The 15,641-nt window shown below is 31.4% G+C and carries 14 protein-coding genes; 12 read left to right on the plus strand and 2 right to left on the minus strand.

Annotation, left to right across the window (positions count from 1 at the left end; genetic code table 11):
* Positions 1-83: 83 nt before the first annotated feature.
* Together EC396_RS14900 and EC396_RS14905 are read right to left on the minus strand one after the other, a co-directional pair.
* Positions 84-965: an NAD kinase gene (locus tag EC396_RS14900; RefSeq protein WP_129367518.1), complete on the minus strand. Its 882-nt coding sequence runs from the start codon at positions 963-965 to the stop codon at positions 84-86.
* Between the two features lie 2 nt (positions 966-967).
* A complete protein-coding gene (locus EC396_RS14905; protein WP_129367519.1) occupies positions 968-1,627 on the minus strand; it encodes a CBS domain-containing protein in 660 nt (219 codons plus the stop codon).
* 99 nt (positions 1,628-1,726) lie between these two features.
* Between EC396_RS14905 and EC396_RS14910 the strand changes: the two genes are divergently transcribed.
* From EC396_RS14910 to pseB, 12 genes are all read left to right on the plus strand, one after another.
* Complete coding sequence (locus EC396_RS14910) at positions 1,727-2,458, plus strand: pyridoxine 5'-phosphate synthase (RefSeq protein ID WP_129367521.1); 732 nt, start codon at positions 1,727-1,729, stop codon at positions 2,456-2,458.
* Between the two features lie 69 nt (positions 2,459-2,527).
* Complete coding sequence (gene rfbB / locus EC396_RS14915; protein ID WP_129367523.1) at positions 2,528-3,541, plus strand: dTDP-glucose 4,6-dehydratase; 1,014 nt, start codon at positions 2,528-2,530, stop codon at positions 3,539-3,541.
* Between the two features lie 211 nt (positions 3,542-3,752).
* On the plus strand, positions 3,753-5,036 hold the full coding sequence (locus EC396_RS14920; RefSeq protein ID WP_129367525.1) for a nucleotide sugar dehydrogenase: 1,284 nt from the start codon (positions 3,753-3,755) through the stop codon (positions 5,034-5,036).
* Between the two features lie 56 nt (positions 5,037-5,092).
* Complete coding sequence (locus EC396_RS14925) at positions 5,093-6,418, plus strand: UDP-glucose/GDP-mannose dehydrogenase family protein (RefSeq protein WP_129367527.1); 1,326 nt, start codon at positions 5,093-5,095, stop codon at positions 6,416-6,418.
* Between the two features lies 1 nt (position 6,419).
* Entirely contained in the window at positions 6,420-7,388 is a 969-nt protein-coding gene (locus EC396_RS14930) for a Gfo/Idh/MocA family protein (protein ID WP_129367529.1), read from the plus strand.
* A 176-nt stretch (positions 7,389-7,564) separates the two neighbouring features.
* Complete coding sequence (locus EC396_RS14935) at positions 7,565-8,536, plus strand: type I phosphomannose isomerase catalytic subunit (protein WP_129367594.1); 972 nt, start codon at positions 7,565-7,567, stop codon at positions 8,534-8,536.
* Between the two features lie 69 nt (positions 8,537-8,605).
* Positions 8,606-8,974 carry a four helix bundle protein gene (locus tag EC396_RS14940; RefSeq protein WP_129367531.1) on the plus strand — a complete coding sequence of 123 codons (369 nt, stop codon included), beginning with the start codon at positions 8,606-8,608 and terminating at the stop codon, positions 8,972-8,974.
* 388 nt (positions 8,975-9,362) lie between these two features.
* On the plus strand, positions 9,363-10,361 hold the full coding sequence (locus EC396_RS14945) for a mannose-1-phosphate guanylyltransferase (protein WP_129367533.1): 999 nt from the start codon (positions 9,363-9,365) through the stop codon (positions 10,359-10,361).
* 152 nt (positions 10,362-10,513) lie between these two features.
* A complete protein-coding gene (locus EC396_RS14950) occupies positions 10,514-12,919 on the plus strand; it encodes an SLBB domain-containing protein (protein ID WP_129367535.1) in 2,406 nt (801 codons plus the stop codon).
* Positions 12,920-13,041: 122 nt separating this feature from the next.
* A complete protein-coding gene (locus EC396_RS14955; protein ID WP_129367537.1) occupies positions 13,042-13,407 on the plus strand; it encodes a four helix bundle protein in 366 nt (121 codons plus the stop codon).
* 102 nt (positions 13,408-13,509) lie between these two features.
* Positions 13,510-14,616 carry a Wzz/FepE/Etk N-terminal domain-containing protein gene (locus EC396_RS14960; RefSeq protein ID WP_129367539.1) on the plus strand — a complete coding sequence of 369 codons (1,107 nt, stop codon included), beginning with the start codon at positions 13,510-13,512 and terminating at the stop codon, positions 14,614-14,616.
* Positions 14,617-14,630: 14 nt separating this feature from the next.
* Complete coding sequence (gene pseB / locus EC396_RS14965; RefSeq protein WP_129367541.1) at positions 14,631-15,641, plus strand: UDP-N-acetylglucosamine 4,6-dehydratase (inverting); 1,011 nt, start codon at positions 14,631-14,633, stop codon at positions 15,639-15,641.

The following is a 15,641-nucleotide window of genomic DNA, read 5'->3' on the forward strand; positions in this document are numbered from 1 at the left end:
ACAATGTCTTTTTCAATAAACTGAATATTATTGAAAATATTGTTAAACAAGCTGCTTGTTTTTGAAATAAAAATTACTCAAAATTAATTTCGGGTATCTTGTCCCCAAAGTAGTTTTTCTCGAAGTGTTTTAATAAATGTTTGCTGATTGATTTCAACCATTTTTAAATTAAAAGTCGATTTTTTTACCGAAATTAATGTGCCTTTTTGGATGGTTGTTATACGCGAGTCTAAAGTTAAAAAATAATCATCTTCTCTACCACTTACTTTAAATTTAATTTCTGTATCATCGGGTATTACCAATGGGCGTGCATTTAAATTATGCGGGGCAATGGGTGTAAGTACAAAACTTTTTGCTTGTGGTGTAATAATAGGGCCGCCACAACTTAATGAGTAGCCTGTAGAGCCAGTTGGGGTTGCAATTATCAACCCGTCTGCCCAATACGATGTTAAAAATTCATCATTTAAATAAGTCTCTATGGTTATCATAGATGGCGTATTTTTTCTACTTACAGTAACTTCATTTAAAGCAAAATTTAACGAAGATAAACTTTCAATTTCTGGTGAGGTTGTTACGCTTAGTAAACTGTGTTTTTTTACCAAATATTCTTTGTTTAATAGTTTTTCAACAGCAAGCGCAATTTGATCTTTTTGTATGGTTGCTAAAAACCCCAATCGACCTGTATTAATACCTATAATTGGTATTTTTGAGTTTCGTATAAAAGTAACTGCACGTAAAATGGTGCCGTCTCCACCTACAGTAAACATAAAATCAAAAGAATTGTTAAGTTCTTTGTAGGTTAAAAATGTGTTTAAATTGTCTATATCTATATGTTTAATTAAACCTTTGCTGTAGTTTTTTTCAACAACAAATTCAATGTTGTTTTGTTTTAAAACCTGTAACAATTCTTTTACATATAAAGTATCTTCAGTTTTGTAATATTGACCGTAAATAGCAACTTTCATACTTAGATGTTTAAATATTTTTGCAAGTAATTTGAACGTTCTTGTAAATCTTCTAAATAAAAATCTTCTTTGTGTTTTGAAGTAATTAAATAGTTGTAGCGTCTAAATGACTGTAAAATTTCGTTTACATTTTGAGCGCTAAATTTTAAGGTTATTTTTACTATTGCAGGCGTGCTTTCTGAAATAAAAAGCCCGTAAATTTTTCCTTTATTAGATTCAACAATTTGACAAACTTCGCTAAACGAAAATTTGTCAATTTCTTTTTCTATACTCAATGCAATACCTTCGGTTTTTAAAAAAGGTGTTTCAGTAATTAAATGTAAAATATCTGTTAATTCAAAATATCCAATATAATTTTGTTCAAGATCAGTTACCGGAACTATATTGGTATTGTTAGCGCTAAAAATGGTTAATAATGTTAATATATTAACGTTTTCTTCAACATTAAAATAACTTAAAGCGTATTGTAAATAACCAATTTCTTTATCGTCTTGTTCAATCTCTTCAATGGTTGTTTTTGAAATTATTCCAATCAATTTTTTATTTTCAACTACCGGAAAATGGCTAAAAGAGGTTTCATGAAAAAATAATTTTATTTCTTCAATAGTAGTTTCAAGCAAAAAAGGACTGTATTCTTTTAATATGTATGGGGTAGTTTCCATTAGGTTTGTAATTGTTCTACAAATTAATCAAAAATAAAACCAAAAACATATTCTTTGTTCGTAAATTTGTCGTTCAATAAAAATAAAAAAACATTGACAATGACAAAATTAAGTGTAAATGTTAATAAAATAGCAACTTTACGCAATTCTAGAGGTGGTGATTTTCCTAATGTTGTAAATGTATCTGCTGATATTGAGCGATTTGGAGCCGAAGGAATTACCATTCACCCAAGGCCTGATGAACGCCATATTCGTTATCAGGATGCTTACGATTTAAAAAAAACAGTTATTACCGAGTTTAATATTGAAGGAAATCCGATTGATAAATTTACTGAAATGGTCTTGGAAATTTGTCCAACTCAGGTTACTTTAGTGCCAGACGGCATAAATGCGGTCACATCTAATGCAGGTTGGGATACCATTAAGCATAAAGATTTTTTAAAAGAAGTCATTTCAGAATTTAAATCAAAAGGAATTAGAACCTCTGTTTTTGTTGATCCAAATTTAAAAATGATTGAGGCAGCAGCCAATACAGGTGCAGATAGAATTGAATTGTATACTGAAGAATTTGCAACACAATATGCTTTAGGAAATAAATTAGCTGTTAAACCTTATACAGAAAGTGCTATCTTAGCTACTCAATTGGGTTTGGGTATCAATGCTGGTCACGATTTAAGTTTGGATAATATTCAGTTTTTTGCTGAAAACATTCCAAATTTGTTGGAAGTTTCTATTGGACACGCTTTGATTGCCGAATCATTGTATCTAGGTTTGGAAAATGTAATAAATATGTATAAGCATAAATTAAAAGTTGGTAATTTGAAATTTTAATAACAATTAAATATTTTACACACTTTTAATTTATAGTTTGAATTAATGATTTAATGAAAAAAAGATAATATGAAATCAATTTTAGTAACAGGAGCTGCAGGATTTATAGGAGCTAATATGGCAGAGCATTTGATAACGACTTATCCCAATTATAAAATTGTTGTTATAGACGCGTTAACCTATGCAGGCGATTTAGAGAATTTAAAGTCTGTAAAAAATGCTAAAAATTTCACATTTGTTCATGGAAATATTTGTGATAGAAGTTTAATCCAACGAATTTTTCAACATTATTATATTCAGGATGTTATTCATTTAGCTGCTGAATCTCACGTTGATAATTCTATTAGCAACCCAGATGTTTTTATTGAAACCAATGTAAAAGGAACATTTACTTTAATTGATGTTGCTTATAAATACTGGATGGAAAAACCATTTGTTTTTAAAGCTGGTTTTGAAAATAGCCGTTTTTTACATGTTTCAACTGATGAGGTTTATGGAACATTGGGAGAAACAGGTTTGTTTACTGAAGAAACTCCGTATGCGCCAAATTCGCCATACAGTGCTTCAAAAGCTAGTAGCGATTTAATTGTTAGAAGTTACCACCATACTTACGGAATGAATACGGTAATTACCAATTGTTCAAATAACTACGGGCCAAAACAACACGACGAAAAATTGATTCCAACTGTAATTAGAAAAGCACTTTCTGGTGAAAATATCCCAATTTATGGTGATGGAAAAAACATTAGAGATTGGTTGTATGTGTTAGATCATTGTAAAGGAATTGATATTGCTTTTCATAAAGGTATTGCTGGTGAAGTTTACAATATAGGTGGAAAAAATGAGCGCAATAACAATTACATTGCAAATAAAATTTGTGAACTTTTAGATAAATTAGCGCCTCTTGAAAACAAAAGTTATAAAGATTTAATTACTTATGTTGAAGACAGAGCAGGTCACGATTTTAGATATGCCATTGATGCCACTAAAATTGAACAAAAATTAGGTTGGAAAGCCGATGAAAATTTTGAAACAGGAATCTTAAAAACCGTTCAGTGGTATTTAGACAAGTATAAAAAATAATGTCTAAAGTTTAAAAACTTGCTGGTTGCACAGCGCAGTCAAAGCGATAATTAGCTAAAGTCGGAAGATCCAAGACCAAAATGTTGAATAAAACTAAAAAAAAGTCTTAGTCAAAGTCATAGTCAAGGTCAAAGTTTTAATCATAGTCAAAGTTTTAGTCAAAGTCAAAGTCAAAGTCAAAGTCAAAGTCTTCATCAAAGTAAAAAAATAAATGAAAGAAAAAATTAAAATTGCAATAATTGGATTGGGATATGTAGGCTTGCCATTGGCTCGTTTGTTTGCAACCAAATTTTCAGTTGTTGGATTTGATATTCATAAAAATAGAATTGCCGAATTAAATAAAGGTATTGATAGTACGTTGGAAATTGAAAACCATGTACTTCAAGATGTATTGGTTAGTACTCCAAGTGATCAAAACGGATTGTTTTGTACAGCTAATATTCAGGATATTTCTAATTGTAATTATTATATAGTTACTGTTCCAACGCCAGTTGATAAAAATAACAAGCCCGATTTAACACCTTTAATTAAAGCCAGTGAAACTGTAGCTAAAGTTTTAAAACAAAACGACATTGTTATTTACGAATCTACTGTTTATCCTGGTGCAACCGAAGAAGTTTGTGTGCCAGTTTTAGAAAAAAAATCAGGACTAAAATTCAATAAAGATTTTTATGTTGGTTATTCACCTGAAAGAATCAATCCAGGTGATAAAGAGCATACTGTTGAAAAAATATTAAAAGTAACTTCTGGATCAACACCAGAAATTGGTCAAAAAGTAAATAATTTATACGCTTCGGTAATTACTGCAGGTACGTTTTTGGCATCTAATATAAAAGTGGCTGAAGCAGCTAAAGTAATTGAAAATTCGCAACGTGATATCAACATTGCTTTTGTAAACGAATTGTCTAAAATATTTAATTTATTAAATATTGATACGCAGGCAGTTTTGGAAGCTGCTGGTACAAAATGGAATTTTTTACCTTTTAAGCCAGGTTTGGTAGGTGGTCATTGTATTGGTGTAGATCCTTATTATTTGGCGCAAAAGGCGCAAGAAGTTGGTTACCATCCCGAAATTATTTTGGCAGGAAGAAGAATGAATGATAGTATGGGGCAACATGTTGCTGCAGAAGTTATAAAGTTGTTTGTAAAAAATGATATTCAGGTAAAAGATGCAAAGGTTTTGGTATTGGGAATTACTTTTAAAGAAAACTGTCCCGATGTTAGAAACACCAGAGTTGTAGATGTTATTCAGCATTTAAATGAATTTGGAAATCAGGTGACGGTTTATGATCCTTGGGCAAATCCTTCCGAAGTAAAAAAAGAATACGGAATAGAAACGCTTCAAAATTTACCAAATCAAAAGTTTGATGGTATTATTTTAACCGTTGCTCATAGTCAATTTTTAACCATTGATTTAAGTAAATATTTAAATAATAATGGTGTTATTTACGATGTGAAAGGTGTTTTAAAATGTAAAGTTCACGGCAAACTTTAAATAAATAAGTATAGGCATTCAAAATAAAATTAAGATATAAATAAAAGAAAAAGAATATGAAAGTAGTTGTAATAGGAACAGGATATGTTGGTTTGGTTTCAGGAACTTGTTTTGCAGAAATGGGTAATCAAGTTACTTGTGTTGATATTGATGTGAATAAAATTGAGAAATTAAAACAAGGCATCATTCCAATTTACGAACCAGGTTTAGAGCAAATGGTATTGAAAAATGTTGCAGATCAAAATTTGTTTTTTTCAACCAATTTAAGCGAGGTTATTAACGATGCTGCAATTGTATTTATTGCCGTTGGAACTCCTATGGGCGATGATGGTTCCGCAGATTTACAATACGTGCTTTCTGTTGCCAAAGGAATTGGAGAAACAATGCAAAACAGATTGGTGGTTGTAGATAAATCTACCGTGCCAGTGGGTACTGCAGATAAAGTAAAAGCAACCATTAAAAAAGCATTGGATCAAAGAGGTGCATCTATTGAATTTGATGTTGTTTCTAATCCTGAATTTTTAAAAGAAGGTGCTGCGATTAATGATTTTATGAAGCCTGATCGTGTTGTTATTGGAGCTGAAAGTAATTATGCGTTTGATAAAATGAAACAATTATATGCACCATTTTGTATGGTACACGATTGTATTATTACGATGGATATTCGTTCTGCTGAAATGACAAAATATGCTGCAAATGCCATGTTGGCAACTAAAATTTCGTTTATGAATGAGATTGCCAATATTTGCGAAAAAGTAGGTGCAGATGCCAATATGGTTCGTATAGGTATTGGTTCTGATGCTCGTATTGGTTATAGTTTTATTTATCCTGGTTGTGGTTATGGCGGTTCATGTTTTCCTAAAGATGTAAAAGCTTTAAAGAAAATTGCTGAAGAATACAATTATGATGCAAAATTAATTACATCGGTTGAAGAAGTAAACGATGCACAAAAATTTGTTATTTCAACAAAAGTTATCAATAAATTTGGAGAAGATTTAAAAGGAAAAACATTTGGTATTTGGGGATTGGCTTTTAAACCAGGAACCGATGATATGCGCGAAGCTCCAGCAATTTATGTTATTAAAGAGTTGGTAAAACGCGGTGCTAAAATTCAGGCATACGATCCAAAAGCTATTGAAGAGGCTGAAGAGTTTTATTTAAAAGGAATTGAAAATATTACCTATGTAAATTCAAAATACAAAGCTTTAGAAAATGCAGATGCAATGATTTTATTAACAGAATGGAAAGAATTTCGCTCTCCAGATTTTGATGAAATAAGTAAATTATTAAATAACGCCATTATTTTTGATGGTAGAAATCAATACAACGCCTTCAACTTAAAAGAAAAAGGTTTTGAATATTATCAAATAGGAAAAAATTAGAATGAAAAACTTCGCATTAATTGGAGCAAGTGGTTACATTGCTCCGCGTCATATGAAAGCCATTAAAGAAACCAAAAATAATTTGGTTGCGGCTCTTGATAAATTTGACAGTGTTGGAATTATAGATAGCTATTTTCCAAATGCTGACTTTTTTACAGAATTTGAGCGATTTGATCGCCATATTTCAAAATTAAAATTTGAACAAAATAAGCAATTAGATTATGTAAGTATTTGTACGCCAAATTATTTGCATGATGCGCATATTCGTTTTGCTTTGCGTCAAGGTGCTGATGCCATTTGTGAAAAACCTTTGGTGCTAAATCCTTGGAATATAGATGCTTTGTCTAAAATTGAAGCCGAGACGGGGCATAAAATTTACAATATTTTGCAGTTAAGAGTGCATCCAAGTATTATTGCGCTTAAACAAAAAATTGAAAACGGACCAAAAGATAAAATGTACGATGTAGATTTAACGTATTTAACTTCTCGCGGGCATTGGTATTATACTTCTTGGAAAGGAGATGTTTCAAAATCAGGTGGAATTGCAACCAACATTGGTGTCCATTTTTTTGATATGTTGTCGTGGATTTTTGGCGATTTAAAACAAAATGTGGTGCATATCAATACGCACGATCGTTCTGCAGGTTATTTGGAATTTGAAAAAGCTCGTGTTCGTTGGTTTTTGTCAATCAATTTTGATGTACTTCCTGATGAAATAAAAGCAAAAGGTCAATCTACATATCGTTCAATTACTATTGAAGGTGAAGAGTTAGAATTTAGTGGAGGATTTACAGATTTACACACAGTTTCTTATGAAGAAATTTTAAAAGGAAACGGTTACGGATTAGAAGCCCCGCGTCAGGCAATTGAAATTGTGCACAATGTGCGTCATGCAACACCTGTTGGCGCTCAAGGAAATTACCATCCATTTATAAAAAAACCATTGGCAAGCCACCCATTTGAAAAGTAGTGAGCCAAGCAATAATAAAATTTTAACGAAGACTGAAAGTTATTTTAAAATAGCTAAAAGTCTTCGTTGTTATTTTTGATAAGATTAAACGTATTCGTAAATTTAAAGGATTGTAATCGTAAAAAAATAAAAAAACACTAACTTGCGTTCAATTGCTTAAGATGAAAATAGCTAAAATGAAAAATCCTTATCCTATTAAATTTTCTCCAGTTTTAAAAGAAAAAATTTGGGGAGGCGAAAAGTTAAAAAACGTACTTCACAAAAATTGTTTTTCAAATAATGTTGGTGAAAGTTGGGAGCTTTCAGGTGTTAACGGAGATATTTCGGTTGTTAGTAATGGGGCTTTAAAAGGCACATTGCTAAAAAATCTTATTGAAGATTTTAAAGAAGATTTGGTTGGTTCAGCTGTTTATAAAAAATTCGGAAACACTTTTCCGTTATTATTTAAGTTTATTGATGCAAATGACGACTTGTCTATTCAGTTACATCCCAACGATGAATTGGCTCAAAAACGACACAATTCTTTTGGGAAAACCGAAATGTGGTATGTGGTTGATGCCGATAAGCAATCTAAACTATATGTTGGTTTTGATAAACAATACACCAAAGATCAATATCTTTCTAAATTTAATAACGGTGAAATTTTAGAAATGGTGAATGATGTGGAGGTTGCAAAAGGAGATGTTTTTTTTATTGAAACAGGTACAGTTCACGCCATTGGAAAAGGTGTTTTAATTGCCGAAATTCAACAAACATCTGATTTAACTTATCGTATTTTTGATTGGAACAGAACAGATGATAATGGTATCTCCAGAGAATTACATACCGATTTGGCCTTAGATGCTTTTGATTTTTCAAAAACACAAATTGAAAAAATTTCGTATCAAAATAAATCAAATCAAGCTGAAAATTTGGTGACTTGTGAATATTTTACAACCAATAAGTTAAATATAAAAGGAAACTTCAAAAAAGAACTTTCTAAATGTGATTCGTTTGTAGTTTATATGTGTGTTGAAGGCAGTGGAAGTATAACTATTGGAACAAATATAACCGAATTTGTTAAGGGTGAAACAATTTTAATTCCTGCTATTGTAAATGAAGTTGAAATAAAAGGAAGTGCAGAATTGTTAGAGGTATATATTGATTAAAACTAAGACTATGACTAAGACCAAAACTAAGACTAAGACTATGACTTCGTCAAAGTAATTACAAATGCTATGAGAAATTTTAGAGATTATGATATTTGGATTGATGCGATGGATATTGTTGATAAAACATATATTCTTGTAGATAGGTTTCCTGTAAAAGAGCAATTTTCGTTGTCGTCTCAAATCACTAGATCAGCTGTTTCAATACCTTCAAATATTGCAGAAGGAGCGGGTAGAAATACAGGTAAAGATTTTGCAAGGTTTTTAGATTTTAGTTTAGGCTCTGCATATGAGTTAGAAACCCAATTAATAATAGCCGAAAAAAGAAAATACATAAACCAAAATGAGTTAAATACAATAATTCAAGAATTGATTAGTTTACAGAAAAGAATTAGTGGATTGAGAAAAAGTTTAGTAAAAAAAAGAATTGAAAACTAAGACCAAAACTAAGACTATGATTAAAATCAAGTCTTCGTCAAAGTCAAAGTGAAAGAAGCAGAATTGAAGATGAAATAAAGACCAAAACTATGACTAAAACCAAGTCTTCGTCAAAGTCAAAGTAAAAAGAAGCAAGATTGAAACTAAAACTAAAACTAAGACTAAAACCAAAACCAAAACTTAAATGAAGTCTTCGTCAAAGTCAAAGTGAAGGAAGCAAAATTGAAGATAAAATAAAGACCAAAACTATGACTAAAACTAAGACTATGACTAAAACCAAGTCTTCGTCAAAGTCAAAGTGAAGGAAGCAAAATTGAAGATAAAATAAAGACCAAAACTATGACTAAGTCTTCGTCAAGGTCAGGGTCAAAGTCAATAAAAAGAAAATATGAGTAAAATTATAAATGTAATATTAACTGGAGGAATAGGAAGTCGCTTGTGGCCACTTTCACGTAAAAGTCAACCAAAGCAATATTTGGAGATTTTTGAAAATAAATCGTTATTTCAAATGGCGGTTGAGCGTAATCAAGATCTTACAGATCAGATAATGGTTGTTGGTAATAAAGACAATTGTCATTTGAGTCGTAAAGTTATGGAAAAAGCTGGGAAAGATTATATTGACATAGTAGAATCTACTCCAAGAAATACAGCAGCGGCAATTGCTTTTGCAGCGCTAGCATCAAATCCTGACGATATTTTAATTGTAACGCCATCAGATCAAGTAATTGAAGGTGATGATCAGTATAAAAAAGCCATTTTAAGTGCTGTTGAAAAAGCTAAAAAAGGGGCAATAGTAACTTTTGGAATTGTACCAACTAAGCCAGAAACAGGTTATGGTTATATTGAATATCAAAATGACGATGTGATTTCATTTCGTGAAAAACCAAACACAGAGACGGCAAAAGACTTTATTTCAAAAGGTAATTTTTTATGGAATAGTGGTATGTTTTGTTTTAAGGCAAGTGTTTTTATTGAAGAATTGAAAAAGTACACGCCATTGGTTTATGAAAAATCTAAAAAAGCGTGGGAAAACAATGAGCAAGGAAAATTAGATTTTGATTTATCAATGGAAATTCCAAGTATTAGTATTGACTATGCTGTAATGGAAAAGAGTGATAAAATAAAAGTAGTTCCAACACAATTTCTTTGGTCCGATTTAGGTTCTTTTGAATCTGTTTATGAATATTTAATTTCAAAAGGTTACCAAGTTGATGAATTTGGAAATATGGTAATTGGCACAAGTACATTTACAGCATTTTTAGGTCTAAAAAACACCATATTTGTTGCAACACCTACTGCCAATTTAATATTGCAAAAAGAACAATCACAGGAAGTAAAAGATATTTATAGCAGGTTAGAAAAAGAAGGTTCAGATTTGTTGAATTAGAAAAGTGTAGTTTAAATGCCAAGGCTCAATAGGTGTTTGATATTTACACAATTTTTTATCAAAGTCTACGTTTATAGAGGGGCATTTTAACATAATATTAGTACGCAGAAAAAAACTATATTTGCATACTTAAAACTAACACAAACATAACTATGAAATATTTGATGAGGGCATTGCTAATGCTCATCTTTATTTTTACTACGCAATTAACAATAGCACAAAATATTAGTCAGGCACAAATGGCAAACATCAATATTGATGAATTGTCTGATGAGCAAATTGCAACATACTGGAATAAAGCCAAATCAGAAGGTTATACATTAAATCAATTAGAAGTAATGGCAAAGGCAAAAGGAGTGCCTGCAAGTCAAATTTCAAAATTAAAGCAACGTATAAGTACTTTGCGTTTTGAAGATTCTTCAAACAATGTTCAAACTTCAGATGCCGGTGACATTTCAAACATAGATAAATTTGGGCTGGTTGGAAAAAAAACAGATACAATTACAAAAAGTCCACTGTTTGGATACGATTTTTTTAGCAATCCAAATATTTCATTCACACCAAATTTAAACATGGCAACACCTACTTCATACGTGGTTGGCCCAGGTGATGAATTGTTGATTGATATTTGGGGAGCTGCAGAAAACAATTACATCAAACAAGTTAATCGCGAAGGCGCTATTAGAATTGAAAGTATTGGGCCTATTTATATAAGTGGTCTTTCTATTGATAAAGCAAAAGAAAAAATCATTTCATATTTGCAAAAAATTTACAGTGGTATAGGTGCTTCAAATGATAGTTACAATAAAGTATATGCCGATGTTTCACTAATCAACGTTCGTACGGTTCAGGTAAACATTATAGGTGAAGTTAAAGCGCCAGGAACTTATTCATTAAGCGGATTATCATCGGTATTAAATGCTTTATATGCTGCTGGTGGACCTACTGAAAATGGTACTTTTAGAAGCATACAAATTATTAGAAATGGCAAACATTTAAAAGATTTTGACATTTATAATTATTTAATCAATGGCTCTGAAGAAGGGAATGTTTTATTGCGTGATCAGGATATCATTATTGTAAAACCATATGCAAACATTGTTGAAGTTAAAGGCAATGTAAAACGCCCTGGTTTGTATGAAATGAAAGATGGCGAAACCATTTCAAAATTAACTTCGTTTTTTAGTGGATTTACCTCTGATGCTTATCAGAATTTAATTTTGGTTGAACGTGTAAATGGTTCGGAAAGAACCGTAAGTGAAATTGATTTTAAACAACAACCTGATTTTTTATTGAAAGATGGAGATGTTTTAACAGTAGGAGCAATTGTTGATAGATTTCAAAATAGAGTGCAAATTGGTGGTGCTGTTTATAGACCGGGTACTTACGAGTTAAAAGATGGAATTACCTTGTTAGACTTATTAAAAAAAGCAGCAGGTGTTAAAGAAAATGCTTTTTTAGACCGTGGAATTATTTATAGAACTATTGATGATATCAATCAGGAATTGGTTTCGTTTTCAGTAAAAGAAGTACTATCAAGTAATGAAAATGTTTTATTAAAAAGAGAAGATAGCATTCAAATTTTTAGCACAGAAAGTTTAAAAGAAAAATATACAGTATCTATTAATGGTGCCGTAAACAAGCCACAAACAGTTGTGTTTATGGAGCATATGCATTTAGAAGATTTAATTGCAATGTCTGGTGGTTTTAAAGAAGGAGCCGATGCATCAGTTATAGATATTTTTAGACGTGTAAATGATGATGATTATGCAACTATTAGTAAATCAATACAGCGTTCAACAACAAACAATTTATTGATTGAAGATAACAACGATTTTTATTTAGAACCTTTTGATATTGTATCAGTTAGGTATTTAAAAGGTCATACAATTCAAGAGAATGTGAGTGTTACAGGTGAAGTTACCTATCCAGGAGATTATGCTATAACAAACAAAAGCGAACGCGTTTCTGATTTAATTGATAAGGCAGGAGGTTTATCGCCTTATGCTTTTATAGAGGGCGCTTACTTGTCTAGAAAAGTAGGCGAAGCTATAGAGCAATCGCAAGTAACCTTATTAGATCAGCTAACAACAAAAGATTCATTAAATCAAGCTGAAGTTTTGGAAAAGGAAATTAAGATTGGTTTGAACCTTACAAAAATTATGACACAAGGTGGTAAGGGCTCTAAGTACGATTTAATATTAGAAGAAGGAGATAAGTTAACAATTCCGTCAGAAAAACAAACAGTTACTGTTAGAGGAGAAGTATTGTCACCATCATTAATTCGTTATGACAAAAAGAATTCTTTAAAAGACTATGTAAATTTCTCAGGAGGTTATGGCTTGCGTGCTAAAAAAAGCAGATCTTATGTAATTTACGCCAATGGAGATATCAAAGCAACAACCAGTTTTTTATTTTTTAAAACACACCCAAAATTAGCGCCAGGAGCAATGGTGGTAGTGCCTAATAAAGGAGAAAGATCAAAAGTCTCAATTACTGAAGTTTTGGCAATAACTACAGCTTTATCAACCTTAGGATTGTTAATTAGTAGTTTTTAAGTTAGGGAGCAGGAATCAGTGGTGAGTGATGAGTGATGAGTGATGAGTGAGCAGGCATCAGGAAATAGTGAAGGGTGATGAGTGAAGGGTGATGAGTTTTTTATAAGAATTAAAAAATAGTGATGAAAACGCATAAAGATTTAATTGTTTGGCAAAAGGCTATGGATTTCGTTTTTGAAATTTATAAGTTGACTTCGAATTTTCCAAGCGATGAGAAATTTGGATTAATTTCACAAATGAGAAGATCATCAGTTTCTATACCTTCTAATATAGCTGAAGGTGCAGCTAGAAACTCAACAAAAGATTATGTTCGGTTTTTATATATTTCTTTGGGTTCATTATCAGAATTAGAAACACAAATTATAATCGCACATAAATTAAATTATGTAGAGCATTCATTAGAAGAAAATATAATTGAAATAAGAAAAATGTTAATAACATTAATTAAAACATTAAAACAACGTATGGTAGTGATGAAGGAGAAGTGATGAGTGATCTGAGATAAGTGATCTGAGGTAAGTGATATTACCTGATCCCCGCTTACTAAATTCATCCCTGTTTCCTCATCCCTGATCACTAAATGACAAAAAATGACGCAACAAAATAAAATTTCAAAACCAGAGGTTGAAGACGATGAGATTGATTTAATCGCTTTAGCAAAAACCCTATGGAACGGTCGTAAAACGGTACTAAAAACAACCTTAATATTTATGGCAATTGGGTTATTTGTAGCTATATTCTCAGAAAAAGAATATACAGCCTCAACTACTTTTGTTTCACAAACGGGAGAAGGTAAAATTGGAGGAAGTTTGGGAGGGTTGGCAGCTATGGCCGGTATCAATTTAGGTGGAATGAGCAGTGATTCTGGTATTTCACCAAGTTTATATCCTCAAATATTGAATAGTATCCCATTTCAAAAAGAATTACTACAAACTCCTTTAACCATTGATGGCGAAAAAGAAAAAGTAACTTTTGCTAAGTATTATACAGAGATATATAGTCCTGGATTATTTGGTTATTTAAAAAAATACACTATTGGTTTGCCTGGGTTGATTATTGGAGCTATCAAAGGAAAACCAAAAGATATTGTGTTGAATGGAGCAGAAAAAGATAGCAATGTGGTTACTATTTCTAAGAAAGAAGACAAACTCATTAAAATATTAACTGATCAAATACGATTACAAGTAAATGAAGATGATGGATATGTTACAATTTCTTCAGCTATGCCTGAAGCTTTAGCAGCAGCTGAATTAACATTGAGAGTGCAGCAATTATTACAAGAGTATGTGATTGATTTTAAAATCCAAAAATCAAAAGAACAATTATCTTTCATCAAATCTCGCTATGTTGAAGTAGAAGATAAATTCAAAAACATCCAAAAAGAACTAGCCAACAATAGAGACCGTAATCAAAATATTACAAAAGCTATTGCAAAAACTTCAACAGAAATGTTGCAAGATGAATACAATTTAATATACGGTGTCTATTTAGAATTGGCGAAGCAATTAGAGGCGCAGTACATTCAAGTAACTGAAGATACACCTGTATTTACTGTTTTAAAGCCAGTGGCTGTTCCTATTGAAAAATCGAAACCTAAAAGAGGTATGATTTTAGTTGTGTGGACTTTTGTTGGTTTATTTTTGGGAATTGGAAAAATTTTCAGGAATCAAATTATCATGAAATTAAAAAATAATTAGAAAAATTATAAATTATGCTTAACAACAAATCAATATTAATTACAGGAGGAACAGGCTCTTTGGGAAAAGCATTAACTGAAAACATTTTAAAAAAATGGCCAAATGTAAAACGATTGGTGATTTTTTCAAGAGATGAACAAAAACAGTTTCAAATGGCTCAGGAATATCCTGTTTCAGAATACCCTCAAATTCGATTTTTTATTGGAGATGTGAGGGATAAAGAAAGATTAATAAGAGCTTTTGAAGGAATTGACTATGTTATTCATGCAGCAGCTATGAAACATGTTCATATTGCTGAATATAATCCAGATGAGTGTGTAAAGACTAATATAGGAGGAGCTGAGAATGTAATTCATGCCGCCCTTAAAACTGGTGTTCAAAATGTAGTGGCCCTATCTACAGACAAAGCTTGTGCGCCAATTAACTTGTATGGAGCTACAAAGTTGACATCTGATAAACTTTTTGTTGCAGCCAATAATATTAAAGGAAAACACAATATTAAATTTTCAGTGGTAAGGTACGGTAACGTAATGGGGTCAAATGGTTCGGTAATTCCTTTTTTCTTAAATAAGAAAAGAGAGGGGGTTTTGCCAATAACAGTTGATACTATGACAAGGTTTAATATTTCTCTTCAAGGTGGTGTTGATATGGTTTTACATGCTATGGAGACAGCTTGGGGAGGTGAGATATTTATCCCAAAAATCCCTTCATATAAAATTATGGATGTTGCTGAGGCTATAGGTCCTGAATGTGAACATAAAGTAATAGGGATTAGACCAGGAGAAAAGATTCATGAAGAAATGATTACTTCTTCAGATTCTTTCTTTACCTATAATCTTGGGAAATATTATGTAATAATTCCTCAAACACCAGTTTGGAATGTTGATGACTTTATGGCTAGTTTCAAGGCAGAGTTAGTTCCTAATGGATTTGCATATAATTCAGGTACCAATACAGAATGGGAAACAGTTGAAACATTACGTAGTTTAATTAAGGAACACGTAGATCCTAATTTTATAGCATAA

It is taken from the genome of Lutibacter sp. HS1-25 (assembly GCF_004121075.1).
GTDB lineage: Bacteria > Bacteroidota > Bacteroidia > Flavobacteriales > Flavobacteriaceae > Lutibacter.

Bases quoted from the DNA above. Each gene is read 5' to 3' on its own strand.
- EC396_RS14900 (WP_129367518.1), bottom strand. From the start codon at position 965: ATGAAAGTTGCTATTTACGGTCAATATTACAAAACTGAAGATACTTTA.
- EC396_RS14905 (WP_129367519.1), bottom strand. From the start codon at position 1,627: ATGGAAACTACCCCATACATATTAAAAGAATACAGTCCTTTTTTGCTT.
- EC396_RS14910 (WP_129367521.1), top strand. From the start codon at position 1,727: ATGACAAAATTAAGTGTAAATGTTAATAAAATAGCAACTTTACGCAAT.
- rfbB (WP_129367523.1), top strand. From the start codon at position 2,528: ATGAAATCAATTTTAGTAACAGGAGCTGCAGGATTTATAGGAGCTAAT.
- EC396_RS14920 (WP_129367525.1), top strand. From the start codon at position 3,753: ATGAAAGAAAAAATTAAAATTGCAATAATTGGATTGGGATATGTAGGC.
- EC396_RS14925 (WP_129367527.1), top strand. From the start codon at position 5,093: ATGAAAGTAGTTGTAATAGGAACAGGATATGTTGGTTTGGTTTCAGGA.
- EC396_RS14930 (WP_129367529.1), top strand. From the start codon at position 6,420: ATGAAAAACTTCGCATTAATTGGAGCAAGTGGTTACATTGCTCCGCGT.
- EC396_RS14935 (WP_129367594.1), top strand. From the start codon at position 7,565: ATGAAAAATCCTTATCCTATTAAATTTTCTCCAGTTTTAAAAGAAAAA.
- EC396_RS14940 (WP_129367531.1), top strand. From the start codon at position 8,606: ATGAGAAATTTTAGAGATTATGATATTTGGATTGATGCGATGGATATT.
- EC396_RS14945 (WP_129367533.1), top strand. From the start codon at position 9,363: ATGAGTAAAATTATAAATGTAATATTAACTGGAGGAATAGGAAGTCGC.
- EC396_RS14950 (WP_129367535.1), top strand. From the start codon at position 10,514: ATGAAATATTTGATGAGGGCATTGCTAATGCTCATCTTTATTTTTACT.
- EC396_RS14955 (WP_129367537.1), top strand. From the start codon at position 13,042: ATGAAAACGCATAAAGATTTAATTGTTTGGCAAAAGGCTATGGATTTC.
- EC396_RS14960 (WP_129367539.1), top strand. From the start codon at position 13,510: ATGACGCAACAAAATAAAATTTCAAAACCAGAGGTTGAAGACGATGAG.
- pseB (WP_129367541.1), top strand. From the start codon at position 14,631: ATGCTTAACAACAAATCAATATTAATTACAGGAGGAACAGGCTCTTTG.